The organism is Kitasatospora griseola, assembly GCF_014648555.1.
GTDB classification, from domain to species: domain Bacteria; phylum Actinomycetota; class Actinomycetes; order Streptomycetales; family Streptomycetaceae; genus Kitasatospora; species Kitasatospora griseola.
In genome coordinates this window covers 53144-73753 of sequence record NZ_BMRI01000038.1, presented here as the reverse complement: position 1 = coordinate 73753, position 20610 = coordinate 53144, and the positions used below count along the sequence as shown (strand labels likewise).

Annotated in this window: 10 protein-coding genes and 1 pseudogene; 7 read left to right on the top strand and 4 right to left on the bottom strand. The window is 74.2% G+C overall.

From position 1 onward, the window contains the following. Positions 1-262: 262 nt before the first annotated feature. From IEZ12_RS40205 to IEZ12_RS31725, 5 genes are all read left to right on the top strand, one after another. Entirely contained in the window at positions 263-3526 is a 3264-nt protein-coding gene (locus IEZ12_RS40205; protein WP_189276998.1) for an ABC transporter permease, read from the top strand. Further along, positions 3523-6444, top strand: a complete 2922-nt coding sequence (locus tag IEZ12_RS31740) for an FtsX-like permease family protein (RefSeq protein WP_189276996.1) — start codon at positions 3523-3525, stop codon at positions 6442-6444. The genes IEZ12_RS40205 and IEZ12_RS31740 overlap by 4 nt, the downstream gene beginning before the upstream one ends. A gap of 149 nt (positions 6445-6593) precedes the next feature. Continuing rightward, the gene (gene recD2, locus IEZ12_RS31735) at positions 6594-8834 is read left to right on the top strand and encodes an SF1B family DNA helicase RecD2 (RefSeq protein WP_189276994.1); all 2241 of its coding nucleotides are present in this window, start codon (positions 6594-6596) and stop codon (positions 8832-8834) included. 185 nt (positions 8835-9019) lie between these two features. Further along, on the top strand, positions 9020-10309 hold the full coding sequence (locus IEZ12_RS31730; protein WP_189276992.1) for a citrate synthase: 1290 nt from the start codon (positions 9020-9022) through the stop codon (positions 10307-10309). Positions 10310-10778: 469 nt separating this feature from the next. Beyond that, complete coding sequence (locus tag IEZ12_RS31725) at positions 10779-11498, top strand: SDR family NAD(P)-dependent oxidoreductase (protein WP_189276983.1); 720 nt, start codon at positions 10779-10781, stop codon at positions 11496-11498. 17 nt (positions 11499-11515) lie between these two features. On the opposite strand, the pseudogene IEZ12_RS31720 reads toward IEZ12_RS31725, so the two are convergent. Then, positions 11516-13770: pseudogene (locus IEZ12_RS31720) on the bottom strand (heavy metal translocating P-type ATPase). Positions 13771-13834: 64 nt separating this feature from the next. Next, complete coding sequence (locus tag IEZ12_RS31715; RefSeq protein WP_043909915.1) at positions 13835-14053, bottom strand: heavy-metal-associated domain-containing protein; 219 nt, start codon at positions 14051-14053, stop codon at positions 13835-13837. Between the two features lie 276 nt (positions 14054-14329). On the opposite strand from IEZ12_RS31715, the gene IEZ12_RS31710 reads away from it, so the two are divergent. Next, positions 14330-15514: a PP2C family protein-serine/threonine phosphatase gene (locus IEZ12_RS31710; protein ID WP_189276979.1), complete on the top strand. Its 1185-nt coding sequence runs from the start codon at positions 14330-14332 to the stop codon at positions 15512-15514. A 12-nt stretch (positions 15515-15526) separates the two neighbouring features. On the opposite strand, the gene IEZ12_RS31705 is transcribed toward IEZ12_RS31710, so the two are convergent. Next, the gene (locus tag IEZ12_RS31705) at positions 15527-17215 is read right to left on the bottom strand and encodes a bifunctional 3'-5' exonuclease/DNA polymerase (protein ID WP_189276977.1); all 1689 of its coding nucleotides are present in this window, start codon (positions 17213-17215) and stop codon (positions 15527-15529) included. A 156-nt stretch (positions 17216-17371) separates the two neighbouring features. Between IEZ12_RS31705 and IEZ12_RS31700 the strand changes: the two genes are divergently transcribed. Then, positions 17372-19396, top strand: coding sequence for a M3 family metallopeptidase (locus IEZ12_RS31700; protein ID WP_189276975.1), 2025 nt, complete (start codon positions 17372-17374; stop codon positions 19394-19396). Between the two features lie 123 nt (positions 19397-19519). Here IEZ12_RS31700 and IEZ12_RS31695 read toward each other — a convergent pair. Then, the coding region (locus IEZ12_RS31695) for a glycoside hydrolase family 5 protein (protein WP_189276973.1) at positions 19520-20610 on the bottom strand (1091 nt) is incomplete at its 5' end.

Genomic DNA, 20610 nt, shown 5'->3' with positions numbered 1-20610 from the left:
GGAGAGTAGGACGCCGCCGAACAATTTTTCAGGGAAAGCCCCTCGCCTTTACGGCGGGGGGCTTTTTCGCGTTCCCGAGCATCGGTGTGGAACGAGTCCGGTCTGTGATCGGCGGGTTGTTGTCTGGGCGCGAGGTTGGCGGCAGACTGCCCGGCATTGAGATTGGTCCAGACCATCGGTGGACGGGAGGGCTTCGGGGGACATGGGAGCGGACGGGTGGGGTTCGCCTGCGGGGGTTCGGCGGGCGGGGCAGCACGGGGTGGTGCTGGGTGCGGCTGCGGTGACGGTGCTGGTGGCGGTGGCGGTGTTGACCGCGCTGACGGCACTGGCCGGGAGTTCGGTGACGCAGGGGATGCGGCACCGGTTGGCGGGGGATCCGCGACTTTCGGTCTCGTTGTCGGGGCGGTACGTCGAGGGCGGGGACACGGCGGCGGATGCACCGGTGCGGGCGGCGCTGCACCGGGCGTTGCCTGGGATGCCGGCGGAGATCGATCGGGTGCTGCGCGGGTCGATGCCGTTGCGGACGCCGCTGCCGAAGGCGACCGCGCCGGGGACGTCGTCGGGGCTGGCGATGGTGCCGTTGGCGGTGACGGAGCCGCAGCGGGTGGCGGAGCTGGCGCAGGGCGCCTGGCCGGCGGGGTTGTCGCAGGTGGCGGTGTCGGAGTCGGCGGCGCGTTGGCTGGGGGTGTCGACGGGGGCGGAGGTGCCGTTGGCGCTGCCGGGCGGTGGGACGTTGGCGGTCACGGTGAGCGGGGTGTACCGGGAGCTGCCGGAGGCCGAGCGGTTGTGGCGGGCGTGGCGGGTGACGTCGCCGGTGGAGTCCTCGGCGGGGTTGCTGTTGGCGTCGCAGGAGTTGCTGCGGACGCATCCGCTGCTGCACGACCAGGTGGACGTGGAGTGGACGGCCCTGCCGGAGCCGGGGCAGTTGCGGCCGGAGGGCCTGGAACTGCTGCGGGAGCGGGTGGAGCGGCTGACGGGGGGTGACGTGGTCCGGGCGGTGTTCCGGGGTACGGAGCCTTCGGTGCAGGGGTTGCGGGCGTTGAGCGACCTGCCGGCCGCGTTGGACGATCTGCGGTCGCCGATGATGGTGGCGCGGTCGGGGATGCTGGTGCCGGTGACGATGCTGGCGGTGCTGTCGGCGGTGACGATGGTGCTGACCGCCCGTCAATTGACCGAGTTCCGGCGGGCGGAGCTGCTGTTGCAGCTGGCGCGGGGTGCGGGGCGGGCCCGGCTGCTGGGCGTCGCGGCGGCGGAGTGGGCGCTGTGCACGGTGCCGGCGGCGCTGCTGGGTGTGTGGGTGGCGGGGCCGTTGCTGCGGCTGCTGGAGCGGCTGGGGCTGCCGGTGGACGGGGCGGCCGCGGAGGCGTCGGGTGCGGCGGCGTGGGCGGTGGCCGGGGTGGCGTTGGTGCTGCACGGCTGTGCGGCGTTGCTGCCGGTGGCGTGGACGGCGGACGGCGGTGAGCGGGAGGTGTCGTCGCGCGGTGCGCGGCGGGCGGTGGCGCAGCGGGCCGGGGCGGACCTGGTGCTGGCGGCGGTGGCGGTGCTGGCGTATCTGCAACTGCGGCAGTACGAGGGGTTGTTGAGCCCGGCGTCGAGTGCGGTGGGGTTCGATCCGGTGCTGGTGGCGGCGCCGGTGGTGATGACGGTGGCGGCGGCGTTGCTGCTGTTGCGCCTGTTGCCGCCGCTGGGGCGGGCCTTGGAGTCGTTGGCGCGGCGGGGGCGGGGTCTGGTGGCTCCGTTGAGTGGTTGGCAGGTGAGCCGGGGCCGGGCGGGTCAGGCGGCGCCGGTGCTGTTGATGGCGTTGGCGTTGGCCGTGGGGGCGTTGACGACGACGGCGATCGCGGGTGAGGGGCCGAGCGACCGGGATCGGGCGGCGTTCGACTTGGGGGCGGATCTGCGGGTGACGGGCGGGGAGTTGCCGGCGGGGGCGCGGCGGGCGGCGTTGTCGGCGGTGCCGGGGGTGGCGGCGGTGACGCCGGTGGGCGAGGTGGCGGGCCGGATCCAGGGCTCGCAGGTCTCGGTGCTGGCGCTGGACACGTCGGCGGTGCGGCCGGTGGCGACGTCGGAGCGGATGGCGTCGGGGGCCTGGACGCACACGGTGCCGGCGGTTCGGTCGGATCTCGAACCGGGCTCGCTGGACGGGCAGTTGGCGTTGTTGCGGAAGGACCTGCCGGTGCACGGGATGCCGCTGGAGGGGCGTCCGTCGGAGCTGAGGGCGCGGGTGTCGGTGTCGGCCGCGGACCGGGTGGGCCGGGTGTGGCTGGTGGCCCAGGTGGAGGACGCGAGCGGCCTGGTGACGCAGGTGCAGGCGGAGTTGACGGCGGACGGGGTGGCGCGGACGGTGTCGCTGCCGTTGGCGTCGGGGTCGTTGAACTATCCGCTCCAGGTGACGCAGTTGGGGTTGCGGAGTGCGGCGCGGGGTTTTCCGCGGGCGACCTTCCGGCTGACGGTGTCGGGGATCGAGGGGGCGGGTGTGCCGTCCGGTGCGAGCTGGGTGAACGTCACGCGCGGGGAGATCAGGGTGGCCGGTCTCGGGTGTCCGGGTGTGCCGGACGACGGGCCGCAGCGTGCCGATGCGGGGGTGTGCGAGGTGTCGAAGGTCGACGGCGGGTTGCTGTCGGCGGTGGTGCGCGGGTCGGATCCGTTGCAGGGCGACGGTGCGGACGGGGTGTCGTTCGGGCTGGTGCCGGCGGGGACGCCGAAGCGGGTGGCGGGGATGCCGGTGGCGGGGTACCTGGTGCCGGCGCTGGTGAACGAGGCGTTCGTGCGGAAGGTCCGGTTCGGGATGGGCGGCGAGGTGCGGCTGATGGACACCTCGGAGGACCTGTTCGGGCTGCGGGTCGTCGGGGTGCTGCCGGAGTTCCCGGGTGGCGGGGACCGGGACCAGCCGCAGGTGCTGGTGGATCTGCCGGCGCTGTCGGCGGCCCGGTCGGGGTTGGGGCTGCCGCCGGTGACGGACACGGCGTGGTGGCTGGCGGCGCAGTCGAAGGCGGGGATGGACCGGGCGGAGCGGGCGGTCGCGGCGGATCCGCGGCTGGGCCGGGTGGAGAGCGTCCGGTCGCGGGCGGCGGCGATGGCGGCGGATCCGTTCCGGTCGGGCCGGCGCAGTGCGCTGGTGCTGTCGTTGGTGCTGTCGCCGGTGTTCGCGGTGGCCGGGTTCACGGTGCACGCGGTGGGTTCGGCGCGGTCGCGGCGGCGGGAGTTCGCGGTGCTGCGGGCGATCGGGGTGCGACGTCGGCAGTTGGCCGGTGTGCTGCGGCTGGAGCAGCTGGCGGTGGTGGGCTTCTCCGTGCTGCTGGGCGGGGCGCTGGGGGTGGCGCTGGCGGCGGTGGTGCTGCCGTTGATCGTGGTCGACGGCAGTGGCCGGGCGGTGTTCCCGTCGCTGGAGTTGACGGTGGGCTGGGGTTGGACGGCGATGGTGGTGCTGGCGACCGGCCTGGGGGTCGGCACGGTGGTGCTGGTGCTGTCGCGGATGTTGGCGCGGGTCGATCTGGCGCGTGAGCTGCGGGCGGGGGAGAACGGATGAGCGGGCTCGGCGGGTTCGGGGGGTGGCGTCCGGCGCTTCGGGAGGCCCGGACGGGGTGGCCGGTGCTGGTGGTGCTGGCGGTGGTGTCGGCGGTGCTGGCGGTGGTGTCGCTGCTGTGGCCGCCGGTGTTCGACGGTCTGTCGACGAAGGAGTTGAACCGGCGGCTGGCGGCGGCGCAGGTGGACGGGCTGCTGGTGACGGCGCGGGCGACGGTGCACGCGCCGCGGAACTTCTACGGCCAGTCCACAGCACCGCAGTTCGGCTCGTTGGACAGCGACCTGACGCGGGTCGGGGAGGGCATGCGGCAGGGGTCGTCGGGGGAGTTGGCGCACACCCTGGTGCGGGTGTCGGGCTGGGCGCAGAGCGACGGCATGGACCTGTCGGGGGCGGGCGTGGCCCGGCCGCACGGCAGGGCCGCGTCGGTGTCGCTGGCGTACGCGCAGGACGCGGTCGACCGGGTGCGCTGGGTGGCCGGCCGGGCGCCGGGGCAGCCGGACGGGGCGAAGCAGGCGCCGATCGAACTGGGCATGTCCCGCAAGGGGCTGGCGCAGTTCGGGCTGGCGGTCGGACAGCGTGTGCAGTTGTCCGGGCAGACCGGGGCCACCGAGGCGGTGGTGGTCGGCGAGTTCGAGCCGCTCGACGGCGCGGACGACCTGTGGCGCGAACTCCCGCTGCTGAACGAGCCGTTGGACGCGGCGGTGCCGGAGGGGTACATCCGGTACGGGCAGGCGCTGGTGGCTCCGGCGGGGTTGGAGGCGATGGAGGCGCGCGGGTCGTTGTCGCTGTCGGCGACCTGGGCGTTCGGGGTGGCGCAGCAGCCCTGGGGGAACGGTGGCACGGCCGCGGGCGTGCGTGAACTGGCCTCCGGGGCCAAGGTGTTCAAGCGGTCGGCGGTCGACCGGGTGTGCGGCGAGATCGTCTCGGACGCGGCGCCGTGTTCGGCGGGCGTGCGGACGGTGACGCCGCCGCAGGTGCAGGAGCGGCTGTCGGCGCTGGTGGACCGGTTCGCGGAGCAGCGGGCCCGGACGGTGTCGCTGCAGTCGTTCGCGCTGGCGGGGCTGTTGGCGATCGGGGTGTCCACGGCGGTGGCGGCGGCCCGGCTGGGGGCGCGGCGCAGGGAGGGGGTGCTGGCGCTCCAGCGGGCGCGCGGGGCGGGGGAGCCCGCGTTGGCGGCGGTAAGGCTGCTGGAGGCCGTTCCGGCGGTCCTGGTGGGGGTGTTGGCGGGTCGGGCGGTGTCCGGTCCGTTGGCCGGGGAGCGGCCGCTCGGCGCCTGGTGGCCGGCGGTGGCGGCGGCCGTGCTGGTCGCGGGCGCGCCCGCGGCGGCGGTGTGGTGGCAGGGCCGGGCGGTGCGCCGCGCGGGTCGGGAGCCGGTGCAACGGCGGGGTGTGAAGCGGGCGTTGGGGCTGTCCGGCCGGCTGGTGCTGGAGGGCGCGGTGCTGGCGCTGGCGGCGATGGGCGTGCTGCAGTTGCGGCTGCGTGGCGCGCTGGCCCCGGGGACGGCCGATCCGGATCCCCAACTGGCCCTGGTGCCGGTGGTGCTGGGTCTGGCGGCGGTCGTCGTGGTGCTGCGGGTGTATCCGGTGCCGCTGCGGGTGCTGACCGGTTGGGCGCGGCGGCGGCGCGGCACGGTCGCGCTGGTCGGCCTGTCGCAGGCCGGGCGGCGTTCCGCGGCGGCGGCGACCGCGCTGCTGGTCCTGGTGCCGGCGCTGGCCTGCGCGGTGTTCGGCGCGCTGGTGTCCGGGACGGTGCGGCACGGCCGGGTGGAGGCCGCGCAGTGGCGCACCGGCGGGGACGCGGTGGTCCTCGGGCCGTCGCAACGCCCGTTGCCGCTGGAGGAGTTGGCGAAGGTGCCGGGCGTCGGCGGGGTGCTGCCGGTGCGCGGCGGGGTGGCCGCGCTGACGGCCGACGAGGACGGTTCGGTGGTCAAGGGCGTGGGTCTGGTCGGGGTCGACCAGGCGGCCCTGGCGGGGCTGGAGCCGGGCTCCCCGGTGGCGGCGGCGCTGGCCGCGGCGGGCCTGTCCGCGCCGCTCGTCGCGGGCGCGGAACTGCCCGCGCTGGCCGACGCGGGGACGGCGGCGCGGTTCCCCGACGGGTCGTTCGACGCGGACGCGGGGGCGAGCAGGTTCCGGGTCCGGATCGTCGGCGTGCTGCCCGCCGGGGCGGACCGGGACCGGGCGATCGGGCCGGTGGTCGGCGAGGTCGGCGGCGGCCCGCTGCTGGTGTTCGGCGGGCCCGCCGCGGAACGCCTCCCCCGGCAGACCGGTCAGCGCAACGCGGCGGTGCTGTTCGCCGAGCCCGGCCGCGCGGGTTCGCCGGCCGGCGCGCAGCGGATCGACGGGGCCCGGCTGCGGTCGGTGGTGGCGGCTTCGGCGGCGACCGCGGGCGCGGGCGGCGCCGGTGCGGCCGGCGGCGCGGTGCTGCGCGGCGCGCCGGTCGAAGTGCGCGACCTGGCGGGGCAGTTGAGGGAGTCGGCGGACGACGGTCTGGTGTCCGCGCTGGAGCTGGCGTTCCGGTCGGCGGCGGCGATCGGCCTGCTGCTCGGACTGGCGGCGGTGGTCCTGGAACTGCTGCTCGGCTCCGCGGAGCGCGGCCGGATGCTCGCGTACCTGCGAACGCTGGGCCTGGGCGCCAGGGCCGCAGCGGGCGTCCAACTGGTCCAGCTGCTCCCGGTGATGGCCGCGGCCGTGATCGGCGGCACCCTGCTCGGCCTGGGCCTGCCGTGGCTGCTCGGCCCGGCCCTGGACCTGCGCGCCTTCACCTCCGGCCCGGGGGCGCCGGCGTTCGCGCCCGACTGGGCGGCCATCGCCGTCGCGGCCCTCGCCCTGCTGGTGCTGGTGCCGTGCGCGGCGGCGTTGGAGGGGGTGGCGGGGCGTCGGCGGGTCCCGCAGCTGCTGCGGCTCGGCGAAGGGGCGCAGTAGTCGGCCGAACAGTGCAACAGGGCCGCGCGTCGTCGGCGCACGGCCCCGTCGTGCTCGGTCGCGGCGGTTCCTCCGCCCGGGGCAGGCGTGTCGGTGGCGCGCGGTAGGTTCGTCGGTGCGATGTGTCCTGATTGGGTGTGAGGTGTCCGTTGCAGCTTGCGCAGGTGGAGGGGGTCCTGGAGCGGATCACGTACGCCAATGAGGAGACGGGGTACACGGTCGCGCGGGTGGACACCGGGCGGGGGGCGAACGACCTGCTGACGGTGGTGGGGGCGCTGCTCGGGGCGCAGGTGGGGGAGAGCCTGCGGTTGTTCGGGCGGTGGGGGTCGCATCCGCAGTACGGGCGGCAGTTCACGGTGGAGAACTACACGACGGTGCTGCCGGCCACCGTGCAGGGCATTCAGCGGTACTTGGGCTCGGGGTTGATCAAGGGCATCGGGCCGCGGTTCGCGGAGCGGATCGTCGAGCGGTTCGGGGTGGAGACCCTGGAGGTGATCGAGAACGAGCCGAAGCGGCTGATCGAGGTGCCGGGCCTGGGGCCGAAGCGGACGAAGATGATCGCCAAGGCGTGGGAGGAGCAGAAGTCCATCAAGGAGGTGATGGTCTTCCTGCAGAGCGTCGGGGTGTCGACGTCGTTGGCGGTGCGGATCTACAAGCAGTACGCGGACGCGTCGATCGGGGTGGTGAAGAACCAGCCGTACCGGCTGGCGGCGGACGTGTGGGGCATCGGGTTCCTGACGGCGGACCGGATCGCGCAGGCGGTGGGGATTCCGCACGATTCGCCGGAGCGGGTGAAGGCGGGCCTGCAGTACGCGCTGTCGCAGTCGACCGATCAGGGGCACTGCTACCTGCCGGAGGAGCGGCTGATCGCGGACGGCGTGAAGCTGCTGCAGGTGGACGTCGGGCTGGTGATCGACTGCCTGGCGGAGCTGGTCGCGGCGGAGGGCGTGGTGCGCGAGCGGCTGCCGGGCGGGGACGGCCTGGAGATCACGGCGGTGTACCTGGTGCCGTTCCACCGGGCGGAGATCTCGCTGGCGGGCCAGTTGCTGCGGCTGCTGCGGACGGGCGAGGACCGGATGCCGTGGTTCCGCGACGTGGACTGGCTGGCCGCGCTGGGCTGGTTGGCGAAGCGGACGGGTGCGGAACTCGCCCCGGAGCAGGAGCAGTCGGTGCGGCTGGCGCTGACCGAGAAGGTCGCGGTGCTGACCGGCGGCCCGGGCTGCGGCAAGTCGTTCACGGTGAAGTCGATCGTGCAGTTGGCGTTGGCGAAGCGGGCGAAGGTGGTGCTGGCGGCGCCGACCGGGCGGGCGGCGAAACGGCTGGCGGAGCTGACCGGCGCGGAGGCGTCCACGGTGCACCGGCTGTTGGAGCTGAAGCCGGGCGGGGACGCCGCGTACGACCGGGACCGGCCGTTGGACGCGGACCTGGTGGTGGTGGACGAGGCGTCGATGCTGGATCTGATCCTGGCGAACAAGCTGGTCAAGGCGGTCGCGCCGGGTGCGCACCTGCTGTTCGTGGGGGACGTGGACCAGCTGCCGTCGGTGGGCGCGGGCGAGGTGCTGCGCGACCTGCTGTCGGCCGGCAGCCCGATCCCGTCGGTGCGGCTGACCCGGATCTTCCGGCAGGCCCAGCAGTCGGGCGTGGTGGTGAACGCGCACCGGATCAACGAGGGTCTGCCGCCGCTGACCGAGGGCCTGCCGGACTTCTTCCTGTTCGCGGAGGACGACGCGGAGCGCGCGGCCGGCCTGACGGTGGACGTGGTGGCCCGGCGCATCCCGCAGCGGTTCGGGCTGGATCCGCGGCGCGACGTCCAGGTGCTGGCGCCGATGCACCGCGGCCCGGCGGGGGCGGGCGCGTTGAACACGCTGCTCCAGTCGGCGGTCACCCCGGCCCGCGAGGGTCTGCCCGAACGGCGTTTCGGCGGGCGGACGTTCCGGGTCGGCGACAAGGTCACGCAGATCCGCAACAACTACGAGAAGGGGCGCAGCGGCGTCTTCAACGGCACAGTGGGCGTCGTGACCTCGCTCAGTGTGGACGACCAGAAGCTGACGGTGATGACCGACGAGGACGAGGAGGTGCCGTACGACTTCGACGAGCTGGACGAGTTGGCGCACGCGTACGCGGTGACGATCCACCGCTCGCAGGGCAGCGAGTACCCGGCGGTGGTGATTCCCGTCACGACGTCGGCGTGGACGATGCTCCAGCGCAACCTGCTGTACACCGCGGTGACGCGAGCGAAGAGGCTGGTGGTGCTGGTGGGGTCCCGGAAGGCGATCGGGCAGGCGGTGCGGGCGGTGAGCGCGGGTCGGCGGCACTCCGCGCTGGACCACAGATTGGCTGCGGGGCACGGGTCAGGGGGTACGGTACGTCCAGAGGTTGTCTTGACGTGAAGAGATTTAGGGCGGAACCTGGTCTGGTGCCGATCTTGTCCGGTTCGCACCGGCTGCGGCAGCAGAGTTTGTAGGCCCTGGTCCTTTCCGGGGTCACCCCCGGTGCGCGGCCGTCCTTCGGGTGGGGGATCGTTGAGACAGTCAGGGCAGTCGGATGAGGATCAAATTTCGTCGGTGAGGAAGACGTGAGCGACAAATCGGTAGTACTGCGGTACCAGGACGGCGAGTACGAGTACCCCGTCGTCGAGAGCACTGCGGGCAACGCCGGCTTCGACATCTCGAAGCTGCTTCCGCAGACCGGCCTGGTCACCCTGGACAACGGTTTCGGCAACACCGCCGCCAACAAGTCCGCCATCACCTTCATTGACGGTGACGCCGGCATCCTGCGTTACCGCGGGTACCCGATCGAGCAGCTGGCCGGCGAGGCCAACTTCATCGAGACCGCCTATCTGCTGATCAACGGTGAACTGCCGAACGCCGGCCAGCTGGCCACGTTCAACAACGAGATCACCCAGCACACCCTGCTGCACGAGGACGTCAAGCGCTTCTTCCAGGGCTTCCCGCGGGACGCCCACCCGATGGCGATGCTGTCCTCGGTGGTCGGCGCGCTCTCCACCTTCTACCCGGAGAGCCACAACCCGTTCGACGCGGACCAGCGCCACCTGTCGACGGTGCGCCTGCTGGCGAAGCTGCCGACGATCGCGGCGTACGCGTACAAGAAGGCGGTGGGCCAGCCCTTCGTCTACCCGCGCAACGACCTCGGCTACGTCGAGAACTTCCTGCGGATGACCTTCGCCGTCCCGGCCGAGGACTACGAGCTGAACCCGGTCGTGGTCAACGCCCTGGACAAGCTGCTCATCCTGCACGCCGACCACGAGCAGAACTGCTCCACCTCGACGGTGCGCCTGGTCGGCTCCTCGCACGCCAACCTGTTCGCCTCGATCTCGGCGGGCATCTCGGCGCTCTGGGGCCCGCTGCACGGCGGCGCCAACCAGGCCGTGCTGGAGATGCTGGAGCAGATCAAGAACGACGGCGGCGACGTCGACGCCTTCATCCGCAAGGTGAAGAACCGCGAGGACGGCGTCAAGCTGATGGGCTTCGGCCACCGCGTCTACAAGGCGTTCGACCCGCGCGCCGCGCAGGTCAAGGTGCTCGCCCACGAGGTGCTGGCCCAGCTCGGCAAGTCCGACGAGCTGCTGGACATCGCCCTCAAGCTGGAGGAGCACGCGCTCAAGGACGACTTCTTCGTCTCGCGCAAGCTCTACCCGAACGTGGACTTCTACACGGGCCTGATCTACCGCGCCATGGGCTTCCCGACCAGCATGTTCACCGTGCTGTTCGCGCTCGGCCGGCTGCCCGGCTGGATCGCCCACTGGCACGAGATGATCAAGGACCCGACCAGCCGGATCGGCCGCCCGCGGCAGATCTACACCGGCGTCGAGATCCGCGACTACGTGCCGCTCGACGCGCGCTGAGCGAGTCGCACCCACGCAAAGGGGCCCGGCCCCCTGCCACCCGATGAGGGTGGCGGGGGGCCGGGCCCCTTTTTCGCGTCTGTGGGAGTGGGGCGCACGGCGCCCGGGACGACCCCGGGTGGGGAACGGCCGCTCAAAGCAATCCCCGGGCTCCCGGATCCGGCCCGGCGCCGTGCGCGAGGGCCGTCGACGAATCGACGACCGTCCGGGGCCCGCCGGAGCCCCGCTCTACAAAAGGTAAGACGTAACAGGGGGCGCAGAGTTACGCCAGGGGGGTGTGAGTTGCCTCTCTCCACTCTCCGTGTGCATCCGCGCACCCGTACGGCGGAGCGCATATCACACCGCACGGTGAGCGCGCGGCGTCACCCACCCCGCAGACACCGCAACCCAGCGTGATAGGAATCGTGGCAATCCGGTACGGACCGCCTGTCATCCACGGAGCGGTGAACGGTCAGGGAGGGAGTGCGCCATGGCCAGGAACGTTGTTGTCACCGGTGGAGGCACCGGCATCGGCTTTGAGGTGGCCCGGCGTTTCGCAGAGGCCGGCGAGCGGGTGGTGATCGTCGGCCGCCGCCCCGGGGTCCTCGACCACGCCGCCGCGGAACTCGGCCCCAACGTCACCCCGCTGGTGTGCGACCTGGCCGACCCGGACGCCGTGGAGGCCGCGCTGGCCGCGCTGCCCGCCCGGATCGACGTGCTGGTCAACAACGCCGGCAGCCGGGAGACCGTGTTCGGCGCGGGCCCGCACGCCGTGCTGGCCCGCTGGCGCGGCGACTTCGAACGCAACGTGCTCACCGTCGTGCTGCTCACCGAGTCCATCCGCGACCGGCTCACCCCCGGCTCCGGCCGGGTCGTCACCGTCTCCTCGATCGCCGCGCTGCGCGGCGCCGGCTCGTACGGGGCGGCGAAGGCCTCGCTGCACGCCTGGAACAACTTCCTGGCCGCCCAGCTCGGTCCGTCCGGCATCACCGCCAACATCGTGGCGCCCGGCACGGTGGCGGGCACCGAGTTCTTCGGGCCGCGCCTGGACGAGGCGGAGGTCGCCCGCCGCTCGGCGCGCACCCTGCTCGGCCGGATCGGCGAGTCCGGGGAGGTCGCCGCCGCGGTGTGCTTCCTCGCCTCCGAGGAGGCCGGCTTCATCACCGGCGAGATCCTGCACTGCAACGGCGGCGAGCTGCTCGGCCGTTGAGGCCCCCCGGCCGTCGGTCAGGACGGTCGGAACTTGCGCAGCCGCAGGCTGTTGGTGACCACGAAGACCGAGGAGAAGGCCATGGCCGCTCCGGCGATCATCGGGTTGAGCAGGCCGGTCGCGGCGAGCGGCAGGGCCGCCACGTTGTAGGCGAAGGCCCAGAACAGGTTGCCCTTGATGGTGGCGAGGGTGCGGCGGGAGAGGCGGATCGCGTCGGCGGCCGAGCGCAGGTCGCCGCGTACGAGGGTGAGGTCGGCGGCTTCGATGGCGGCGTCGGTTCCGGTGCCGATGGCCAGGCCCAGGTCGGCCTGGGCGAGGGCGGCGGCGTCGTTGACGCCGTCGCCGACCATTGCGACGGTGCGGCCCTCGGCCTGCAGCCGCTGCACGGTGGCGACCTTGTCCTCGGGCAGCACCTCGGCGATCACGTCCTCGGCGGGGATGCCTACCTCGGCCGCCACCGATTCCGCCACCAGCCGGTTGTCACCGGTCAGCAGCACCGGGCGCAGACCCAGCGCCCGCAGCTCGGCGATCGCCTCCGCGCTGGTGGGCTTCACCGCGTCGGCGACCTCCAGCACGGCCCGCGCCGCGCCGTCCCAGCCGACCGCGATCGCGGTCCGGCCGGCCCGTTCGGCGGCGGCCCCGGCCTCGGCGAGGGCGGGCGGAAGGGGCGTGCCGACGAGCAGCGCGGCGCGTCCGGCGGCCACCGCGTGGCCGTCGACGGTGCCGCGGACGCCCAGGCCCGGGACGTTCTCGAAGCCGTCGACGGCGGGCAGCGTGCCGAGCCTCTCCTGTGCGGCGGTGGCCACGGCCTGGGCGATCGGTGCTCGGAGGCGTGCTCCAGCGCGCCGGCCAGCCGCAGCGCCTCGTCCTCGGTGGCGTTCTCGGCGGTGTGCACGCCGACCAGGGTCATCCGGCCAGTGGTCACGGTGCCGGTCTTGTCGAGGAGGACGGTGTCGGCCCGGCGGGTGTTCTCCAGGACCTCGGGGCCCTTGATCAGGATGCCCAGCTGGGCGCCGCGGCCGGTGCCGACCATCAGGGCGGTCGGGGTGGCCAGGCCCAGCGCGCAGGGGCAGGCGATGATCAGCACCGCGACGGCGGCGGTGAACGCCTCGGTGGGGCTCTCGGTGGCCAACAGCCAGACGACCAGGGTGCCGAGGGCGATCAGGATGACGGCGGGCACGAAGACCGCGGAGATCCGGTCGGCGAGGCGCTGGGCGGCGGCCTTGCCGTTCTGGGCGTCCTCGACCAGCTTCGCCATCCGGGCCAGCCGGGTGTCCGCGCCGACCCGGGTGGCCTCGACCACCAGCCGGCCGCCCGCGTTGACGGTGGCGCCGGTGACGGGGTCGCCGACGGCGACCTCGACCGGCACCGACTCGCCGGTCAGCATCGAGGCATCCACGGCGGAGCTTCCCTCGACGACCGTGCCGTCGGTGGCGATCTTCTCGCCGGGACGGACCACGAACCGGTCGCCGACGGCGAGTCGATCGACCGGGACGCGGGTCTCCCGGCCGTCGCGCAGCACCGCCACGTCCTTGGCGCCGAGGTCCAGCAGGGCGTGCAGGGCGGCGCCCGCGCGGCGCTTGGAGCGGGCCTCCAGCCAGCGGCCGAGCAGGATCAGGGTGGTGACGGCGGCCGCGGTCTCCAGGTACAGGGTGGAGGAGGCGCCGGTGCGGTCGACGGTGAAGCTGAAGGAGTGCCGCATGCCGGGCATCCCGGCCTGGCCCCAGAACAGGGCCCACACGGACCAGCCGAAGGCGGCCAGGGTGCCGAGCGAGACCAGGGTGTCCATGGTGGCGGCGCCGTGCCGGGCGTTGGTCCAGGCGGCCCGGTGGAACGGCAGGCCGCCGTACACCACGACGGGGCCGGTGAGGGCGAAGGCCAGCCACTGCCAGTTGTCGAACTGCAGGGCCGGGACCATCGAGAGCAGCACCACCGGCAGGCTGAGCACGGCGCTGATCAGCAGCCGGTCCCGCAGCGGATCCCGGGGGGCCTCCGACGCGGGGGTCTCGGGTTCGGGGGCCGGCGGGGGCGGGAGTTCGGCGGTGTAGCCGGTCTTCTCCACGCCGGCGATCAGGTCGGCGACGGTGACGCCGGGGCCGAAGTCCACCCGGGCCTTCTCGGTCGCGAAGTTGACGCTGGCCTCGACGCCGTCGATCCGGTTCAGCTTCTTCTCGATCCGGGCGGCGCAGGAGGCGCAGGTCATGCCGCCGATCGCCAGTTCGACGCGCTCCCGGGGACCGGCCGGGGCGGCGGGATCGGTGGTGGTGCTCATCGGCTCGTTCTCTCTCGGCGGTGCGGGGGGCGGCCCGGACGGCCCGGACCGTCCCCGCGGGCGGTCAGGCGGCCCGGCCGACCAGCTCGTAGCCCGCCTCGTCCACGGCGGCGGCGATCTGCTCGTCGCTGAGCGGGGACTCGGCGGTCACGGTGACGGTGCCGGCCTTGGCGTCGGAGGCGACGGCGGTGACGCCCGGCAGTCCGGAGACCTCGCCGTTGATGGCCTTCTCGCAGTGGCCGCAGCTCATGCCGCTGACGGTGTAGGTGACGGTGCTGGACATGGTGGCCTCCGGACGCTCGCTGCTTGTACCGACGACAACAGCATACCCCCCAGGGGTATTCCGTCCAGGGGTGGACGACATTTTCGACCGGCGGGGCCCGGCCCGCCTTTGAGCCTAGTCCGCACGGGCCGCCCGCCCGCAACGACCGGCGGCCCGCCGCCCGGCCGGCCCCCGCTCCGCTGCTCCGAACGGTCGGGCCGAACGGTCGGGCCGCCCGGGCCGTCGCCCGCTCCGTGGGGCGGGGCAGGGCGGACGAAGGTCCGATATGTTCGAAACGTGCCCATTCGACGCCGGGATCGCGCGGCGGCCACCGGGAGCGACGACGTGCCGTCCACCCGGCGTCGGGACGCGCTGCTCGCCGCCGACCTGCAGGACGTCTCCCCGCTGCTGCGGGCCGCGCCCGCGCTGGCGGCCATCGGCCTGGTGACGCTGGCCGACCTGCTGGCCGGGCCGAGCACCTATCTCGCGCCGCTGATGGTCGTCGTGCCGTCCGTCGCCGCACTCACCCTCAGACCGCGTGAGCTGCTCATGACCTGCCTGCTCGGCCTGCTGGTGATGTTCGCCCTCAACCGCTACTACGACCGGGTCACCGCGCCGTCCGACAGCCGCTTCCTGTTCGGCGCGACGATCAGCTACATCGTGCTGAGCGCGTTCAGCGCCTTTGTCGCCGAGCTGCGGATGCGAAGAGCCGCGGCCTTCGCCGCCGTCAGCTCGGTCGCGGAGGCCGCCCAACGGGCGCTGCTGAGCCAGCCCGATCCGGTCGTCGGGCCGCTGCGGCTGTCCGTGCGCTACGTCTCCGCCGCGGACGCCGCCCGGATCGGCGGCGACCTGTACTCCGTCCTGGACACCCCGCACGGCACCCGGGTGCTGGTCGGCGACGTCCGCGGCAAGGGCCTCGGCGCGGTGCAGACCGCCGCCGTGGTGCTCGGCGCGTTCCGCGAGGCCGCCTACGACGAGGAACGGCTGCCGGACGTCGCCGCCCGGATCGAGGCCAGCATGCACCGGCACGTCGCCGACGGGGAGTTCACCACCGCGCTGTTCGCCGAGTTCCACGCCTCCGGCCCCGTCGACCTGGTGCACCTCGGCCACGTCCCGCCGATCCGGGTCTGCGCCGACGGCCGCGTCGAGGAGCTGGAGGCCGCCGACCCGTGGCTGCCGCTCGGCCTCGGCGACCTCGCCACCGACGGCGCGCCCTGCTCCACCGCCGTCCCGTTCGGCCCGCAGGAGGTCCTGGTGCTGTGCACCGACGGCGTGATCGAGGCCAAGGGCCGGCGCTCCGGCGCCTTCTACCCGCTGACCGAACGCGTCGGCCCGCTGGTCAAGGACGGCTGGCGCTCGCTCACCGACCTGGACACCGCCGTCGCCCGCCTGTACGCCGACCTGCTGGCGCACACCGGCGGCGGACTCGGCGACGACGCGCTGCTGCTGCTGATCACCCGGCCCGCCCCGGCCGCGCGGTGAGCGCGGCGGCGGTCACTTGGCGTCGCCGTAGCAGTCGACCACGGCGGTGCTGAGCGGGAAGCGGACCGGGGTGTCGCCGAAGACCAGGGCGGCGGCCTCCTCGGCGGCCGCGGTGACCTCGGCGGACACCGCGTCGGCCAGGTCGGCGGGGGTGTGCACCACCACCTCGTCGTGCTGGAAGAACACCAGGTGCGGGCGGTCCGGGCCGGAGTGCAGCGAGGACAGGCGGCGGCGCAGCGCCGCCAGCAGGGCCAGCGCCCAGTCGGCGCCACTGCCCTGGATGACGAAGTTGCGGGTGAAGCGGCCGCGGGCGCGGGCCGAGCGGCCGGCCGCCTCGCCGGGCTCCGGGGCCTCGGTGAGGTCCAGCCAGTCCGCCGAGGGCGGCGGGCAGACCCGGCCGAGGCGGGAGGAGACCACGCCGCCGTCCTCGCCGGTGCGGGCGGCGGCCTCCACGTAGCCCATCGCGGCCGGGTAGCGGCGGCGCAGCGTGTTCAGCAGCGGGCCGATGCCGCCGCCCGTCTGGCCGTACATCGCGCCCAGCAGGCCCAGCTTGGCCTTCTCCCGGTCGCCCTGGAAGGCGCTGGCGGCGAGCGCCGCGTACAGGTCGCCGCCGGCGGCGGTGCGGGCCAGGCCGCGGTCGCCGGACATCGCGGCCAGCACCCGCGGCTCCAGCTGCGCGGCGTCCGCGACCACCAGCAGCCAGCCCGGGTCGGCGACCACGGCGCGGCGCAGGGTGCGCGGGATCTGCAGCGCGCCGCCGCCGCGGGACGCCCAGCGGCCGGTGACCACGCCGCCCACCACGTACTCGGGGCGGAACCGGCCGCCGCGCGCCCACGCCGCCTGCCAGGCCCAGCCGTGCGCGGTGTGCAGCCGCGACAGCTCCTTGTAGCGGGCCATCAGGGCGGCCGCCGGGTGGTCGATCGCCTTCAGCTCCCGGGAGCGGGTGGAGGACAGCTGGATGCCGCGGTCGGCGAACGCCTTGATCACCTGGGTGTGCGAGTCCAGGTTGAACGGCCGGGCGCCGAGCGCCTGCTGGACCTCCACGGCGAGCTCGGACAGCCGCCCGGGCAGGGTGCCCGGCACGGTCGGGCGCGGGCCGAGCAGCTCGGTCAGCAGCGCGTCGTGCACGTCGGCCCGCCACGGCAGCCCGTCGTACGCCATCTCGCAGGCCAGCAGTGCCCCCGCCGACTCGGCCGCTGCCAGCAGCCGGAACCGGGACCGGGCCGCCGGGTCGGCGATCGCCGCGAGCCGCCGCAGCTGCTCCGCGTGGACGGCCACCGTGGCCTCCAACGCGTCGGTGCCGGGCGGGAGTTGGAGCCGGTCCGGGGCGAACAGGCCGTCCTCGTCGGGCAGCGCGCCCTCCGGCAGGTCGGCCGGCACCGGCAGCCCGCGCAGCCGCGCCCAGGCCGCGCCGAGCGAACGCGGCGCGCCGAACCGGCCCTCGTGGCCGAGCAGCAGCGTCTCGGTCAGCCGCAGGTCGTGGCAGCGCGCCACCCGCTCCGGCAGCTCGGCCAGCAGCGGGCCGTACGCGGTGTCGGCCGTCGGCCACACCCAGCGGGGCGCGTGTTCGGCCTCCACGGCGGCCACCGCCTCGGCCAGCCTCGGCACCTGCACGGCGGGCCCGAGCGGGGCGCCGTCCTCGGCCAGCGGGCGCAGCCGCCCGCCCGGGCCGTGCGGGTCGGGCACCAGGGCGTATCGCACGGGCGGGGGCTCCTTCCGGTTCGGGGCGGGGGTCGTTCGGGGTCGTGCGGTGGGGGACCCGTCGACGGTAGCCGGTGCCGGTGACAGTCGGCACGCGGCCCGCAGGTGGGGGTTCGGTGTTCCGCCCGGGCCCGGAGACCCGTAGGGTCGGCGGACATGAGCGACAACCCCTTCTTCTCGCCCAGCACCCTGGTGTTCGAGCTTCCGCCCTTCGCCGAGATCCGGGAAGAGCACTACCGTCCGGCATTCGAGCGCGGCATGGCCGACCAGCTCGCCGAGATCGCCGCGATCGTCGCCGACCCGGAGCCGCCGACCTTCGACAACACCGTGGTGGCGCTGGAGCGTTCCGGTGCGGTGCTGCGCCGGGTGAGGGTGGTGTTCGAGAACCAGGACGCCTCCGACACCACCCCCGTCGTCCAGGAACTCGACGCCGAGATCAGCCCCCGGCTGGCCGCGCACCACGACGCGATCCACCTGGACGCGGCGCTGTTCGCCCGCCTCGACGCCCTGCACCGCGACCGCCACGAACTCGGCCTGGACGCCGAGTCGTTGCGCCTGCTGGAGCGCCGCCACACCGCGTTCGTCCGGGCCGGCGCCCGCCTCGACCAGGACGGCCAGCAGCGACTGCGCGAGATCAACACCCAACTCGCCGCCGACGCCGCCGCGTTCCGCAGGAACACCCACGAGGCCTCGCTGGCCGGCGCGATCGTCGTGGACAGCGCCGACGCGCTCGACGGGCTGCCCGCCGGCGCGATCGCCTCCGCCGCCGAGAACGCCCGCGCGCTCGGCCACGACGGCCGCTGGGTGCTCAGCCTGAAGAACTTCTCCAACCAGACCGAACTCGACCAGCTCACCGACCGGACGCTGCGCGAGCGGCTGCTCACCGCCTCGCTGCGGCGCGGCCTGGACACCAACGGCCCGCTGGCCGCCCGGATGGCCGCACTGCGCGCCGAACGCGCCGCGCTGCTCGGCCACGCCAGCCACGCCGCGTACGTGGTCGCCGACGAGACCGCCGGCACCGTCGAGGCGGTCGGCGCGATGCTCGGCCGACTGGTCGGGCCCGCCGTCGCCAACGCGCAGCGCGAGGCCGCCGAGCTGGCGGCCGCCGCGGCCGCCGACGGGGTCGCCGAACTCGGCGCCCACGACTGGGCGTTCTACGCCGAGAAGGTGCGCGCCGAGCGCTACGACGTGGACACCGCGGCGCTGCGCCCCTACTTCGAGCTGGAGCGGGTGCTCCAGGACGGCGTGTTCTTCGCGGCCGGCCTGGCCTACGGCCTGCGGTTCACCGAGCGGCCCGAACTGACGGCCTACCACCCCGACGCCCGGGTCTTCGAGGTGACGGACGCCGACGGGTTCGCCCTCGGACTGTTCATCGGCGACTTCTACGCCCGCGAGTCCAAGCGCGGCGGCGCGTGGATGAACGAACTGGTCTCGCAGTCCCGGCTGCTGGGCCAGAAGCCGGTGGTGGTCAACAACCTCAACATCGCCCGCCCCGCCGCCGGGGAGCCGGCGCTGCTCAGCTGGGACGAGGTGCGGACGCTGTTCCACGAGTTCGGGCACGCGCTGCACGGCCTGTTCTCGGACGTGCAGTACCCGCTGTTCGCGGGCACCGAGGTGCCGCGGGACTTCGTCGAATTCCCGTCCCAGGTCAACGAGATGTGGATGACCCGCCCCGAGGTGCTGGCCAACTACGCCCGGCACCACGTCACCGGTGAGCCGCTGCCCGCCGAGACGGTGCAGCGGATGCTGGCCGCCGAGAACTACGGACAGGGCTTCCGGACGGTCGAGTACCTGGCCGCCGCCCTGCTCGACTGGGCGTGGCACTCGCTGCCCGCCGGGGCGACCGTCGAGGACGCGGAGGCGTTCGAGGCGCAGGCGCTGGCCGAGGCGGGCGTCGCGATGGCGACGGTGCCGCCGCGGTACCGCACCGGGTACTTCAACCACGTGTTCTCGAACGGCTACAGCGCCGGGTACTACGCGTACATCTGGTCGGAGGTGCTGGACGCCGACACGGTGGAGTGGTTCGGCGGCAACGGGCGACCGGTGCGGGAGAGCGGCGAGCTGTTCCGGGCCGAGCTGCTGTCGCGGGGCGGCAGCCGGGACGCGATGGACTCCGTGCGGGCGGTGCTGGAGCGGGAGCCCTCGATCGAGCCGCTGCTCGCTCGGCGCGGGCTGAAGTAGGCCGTCCGTCGCGGGGCCGCTGCGAGTCGGGCGGCCCCGGCCGACGACGCACTCCCGCTTCGCGCAGGTCCCCGCGCCCCGTCCGGGGCGCGGGGACCTGCGCGGTCAGCGGGGCTGCGCGTCCTACCGCTTTCCGCCGAAGACCGGTTCGTAGCCGGGGGCCGGAAGGCCGGTGGGGGTGAGGGCGCAGTAGCCGCCGGTGCCGCGGCACCAGTACCACATGGTCCAGGCGGCGGCGAAGCCGTTCATCGCGGTGACCTGACGGCGGATCAGTTCGGCGTTGCCGGGGGTGGCGGCGCTGGGCGGGCCCCATTCGCCGACCAGCACGGGGAGACGGTGGGTGCGGGGGTAGGCGGCGATCGCGTCGGTGTAGGCGTCGATGAAGCCACCGGCGGGGTCCCAGTCCCGGCCGGCTTCGACGGCGGTGTCGTAGAAGTGCGGGGCGTAGCCGATCCGGTCGGCGCCGGGGCGGGGGTCGGCGAAGGCGGGGAGCCGGGTGGGGACGCCCTGGCCGACCAGCACGGTGGGTTCGACGAACAGCCAGGCGTCGCGGTCGACCTGGCGGACCGCCGAGATCAGGCGGCGGTACATGGCGGGGAGCCGACCCTGTTCGAGGGCGGCGGCGGAGGCGGCGAGGACGGCCGGGTCGGTGGGGTCGCCGTCCACCGGGCCGAACGGCTCGTTGAACAGGTCGTAGCCCAGCAGGGCGCGGTGGCCGCGCAGTTCGCGGGCGACGGTGGCGTACAGGTCGGCCTGGGCGCGCTGCAGGTCGCGGTCGTCGTAGAGGTGGCGGAAGGCAGCCTGGACGGCGGGCTGGAAGTAGCCGGCGAACCAGTCGTTCGGGTCGGGCGTGAACGGCAGGCCGTCGTCGCGGGTGGCCCAGGAGGGGGCGCCGCCGTCGCCGCCGCCGAAGTACTGCCCGTAGACGTCCTGGTGGAAGTCGACGACGGCGTACAGGCGGTACTTCTCGGCCCAGTCCAGGATGCGGTGCAGCCGGGCGAGTTGGGCTCGGTCGTAGCGGCCGGGGGCGGGTTCGAGGCGGGCCCAGGAGACGGCGACGCGGATCAGCCGGAAGCCGTGCGCGGCGAGGTCGCGCAGGTCGGCCTCGGTGGTCTCGTCGTACTTGTCGAGGTTGAACCCGCGCAGGTCGAGGACGCGGCCGTGCCGGTCGGTGAAGGCGGTGCGGCCGTCGGCGAGGGTGGTCGCGGAGACCT

What these genes read in the sequence shown, in the direction of transcription:
- IEZ12_RS31740 (WP_189276996.1), top strand. Translation starts at nt 3,523, where the DNA reads ATGAGCGGGCTCGGCGGGTTCGGGGGGTGGCGTCCGGCGCTTCGGGAG.
- IEZ12_RS31715 (WP_043909915.1), bottom strand. Translation starts at nt 14,053, where the DNA reads ATGTCCAGCACCGTCACCTACACCGTCAGCGGCATGAGCTGCGGCCAC.
- IEZ12_RS31700 (WP_189276975.1), top strand. Translation starts at nt 17,372, where the DNA reads ATGAGCGACAACCCCTTCTTCTCGCCCAGCACCCTGGTGTTCGAGCTT.
- IEZ12_RS31725 (WP_189276983.1), top strand. Translation starts at nt 10,779, where the DNA reads ATGGCCAGGAACGTTGTTGTCACCGGTGGAGGCACCGGCATCGGCTTT.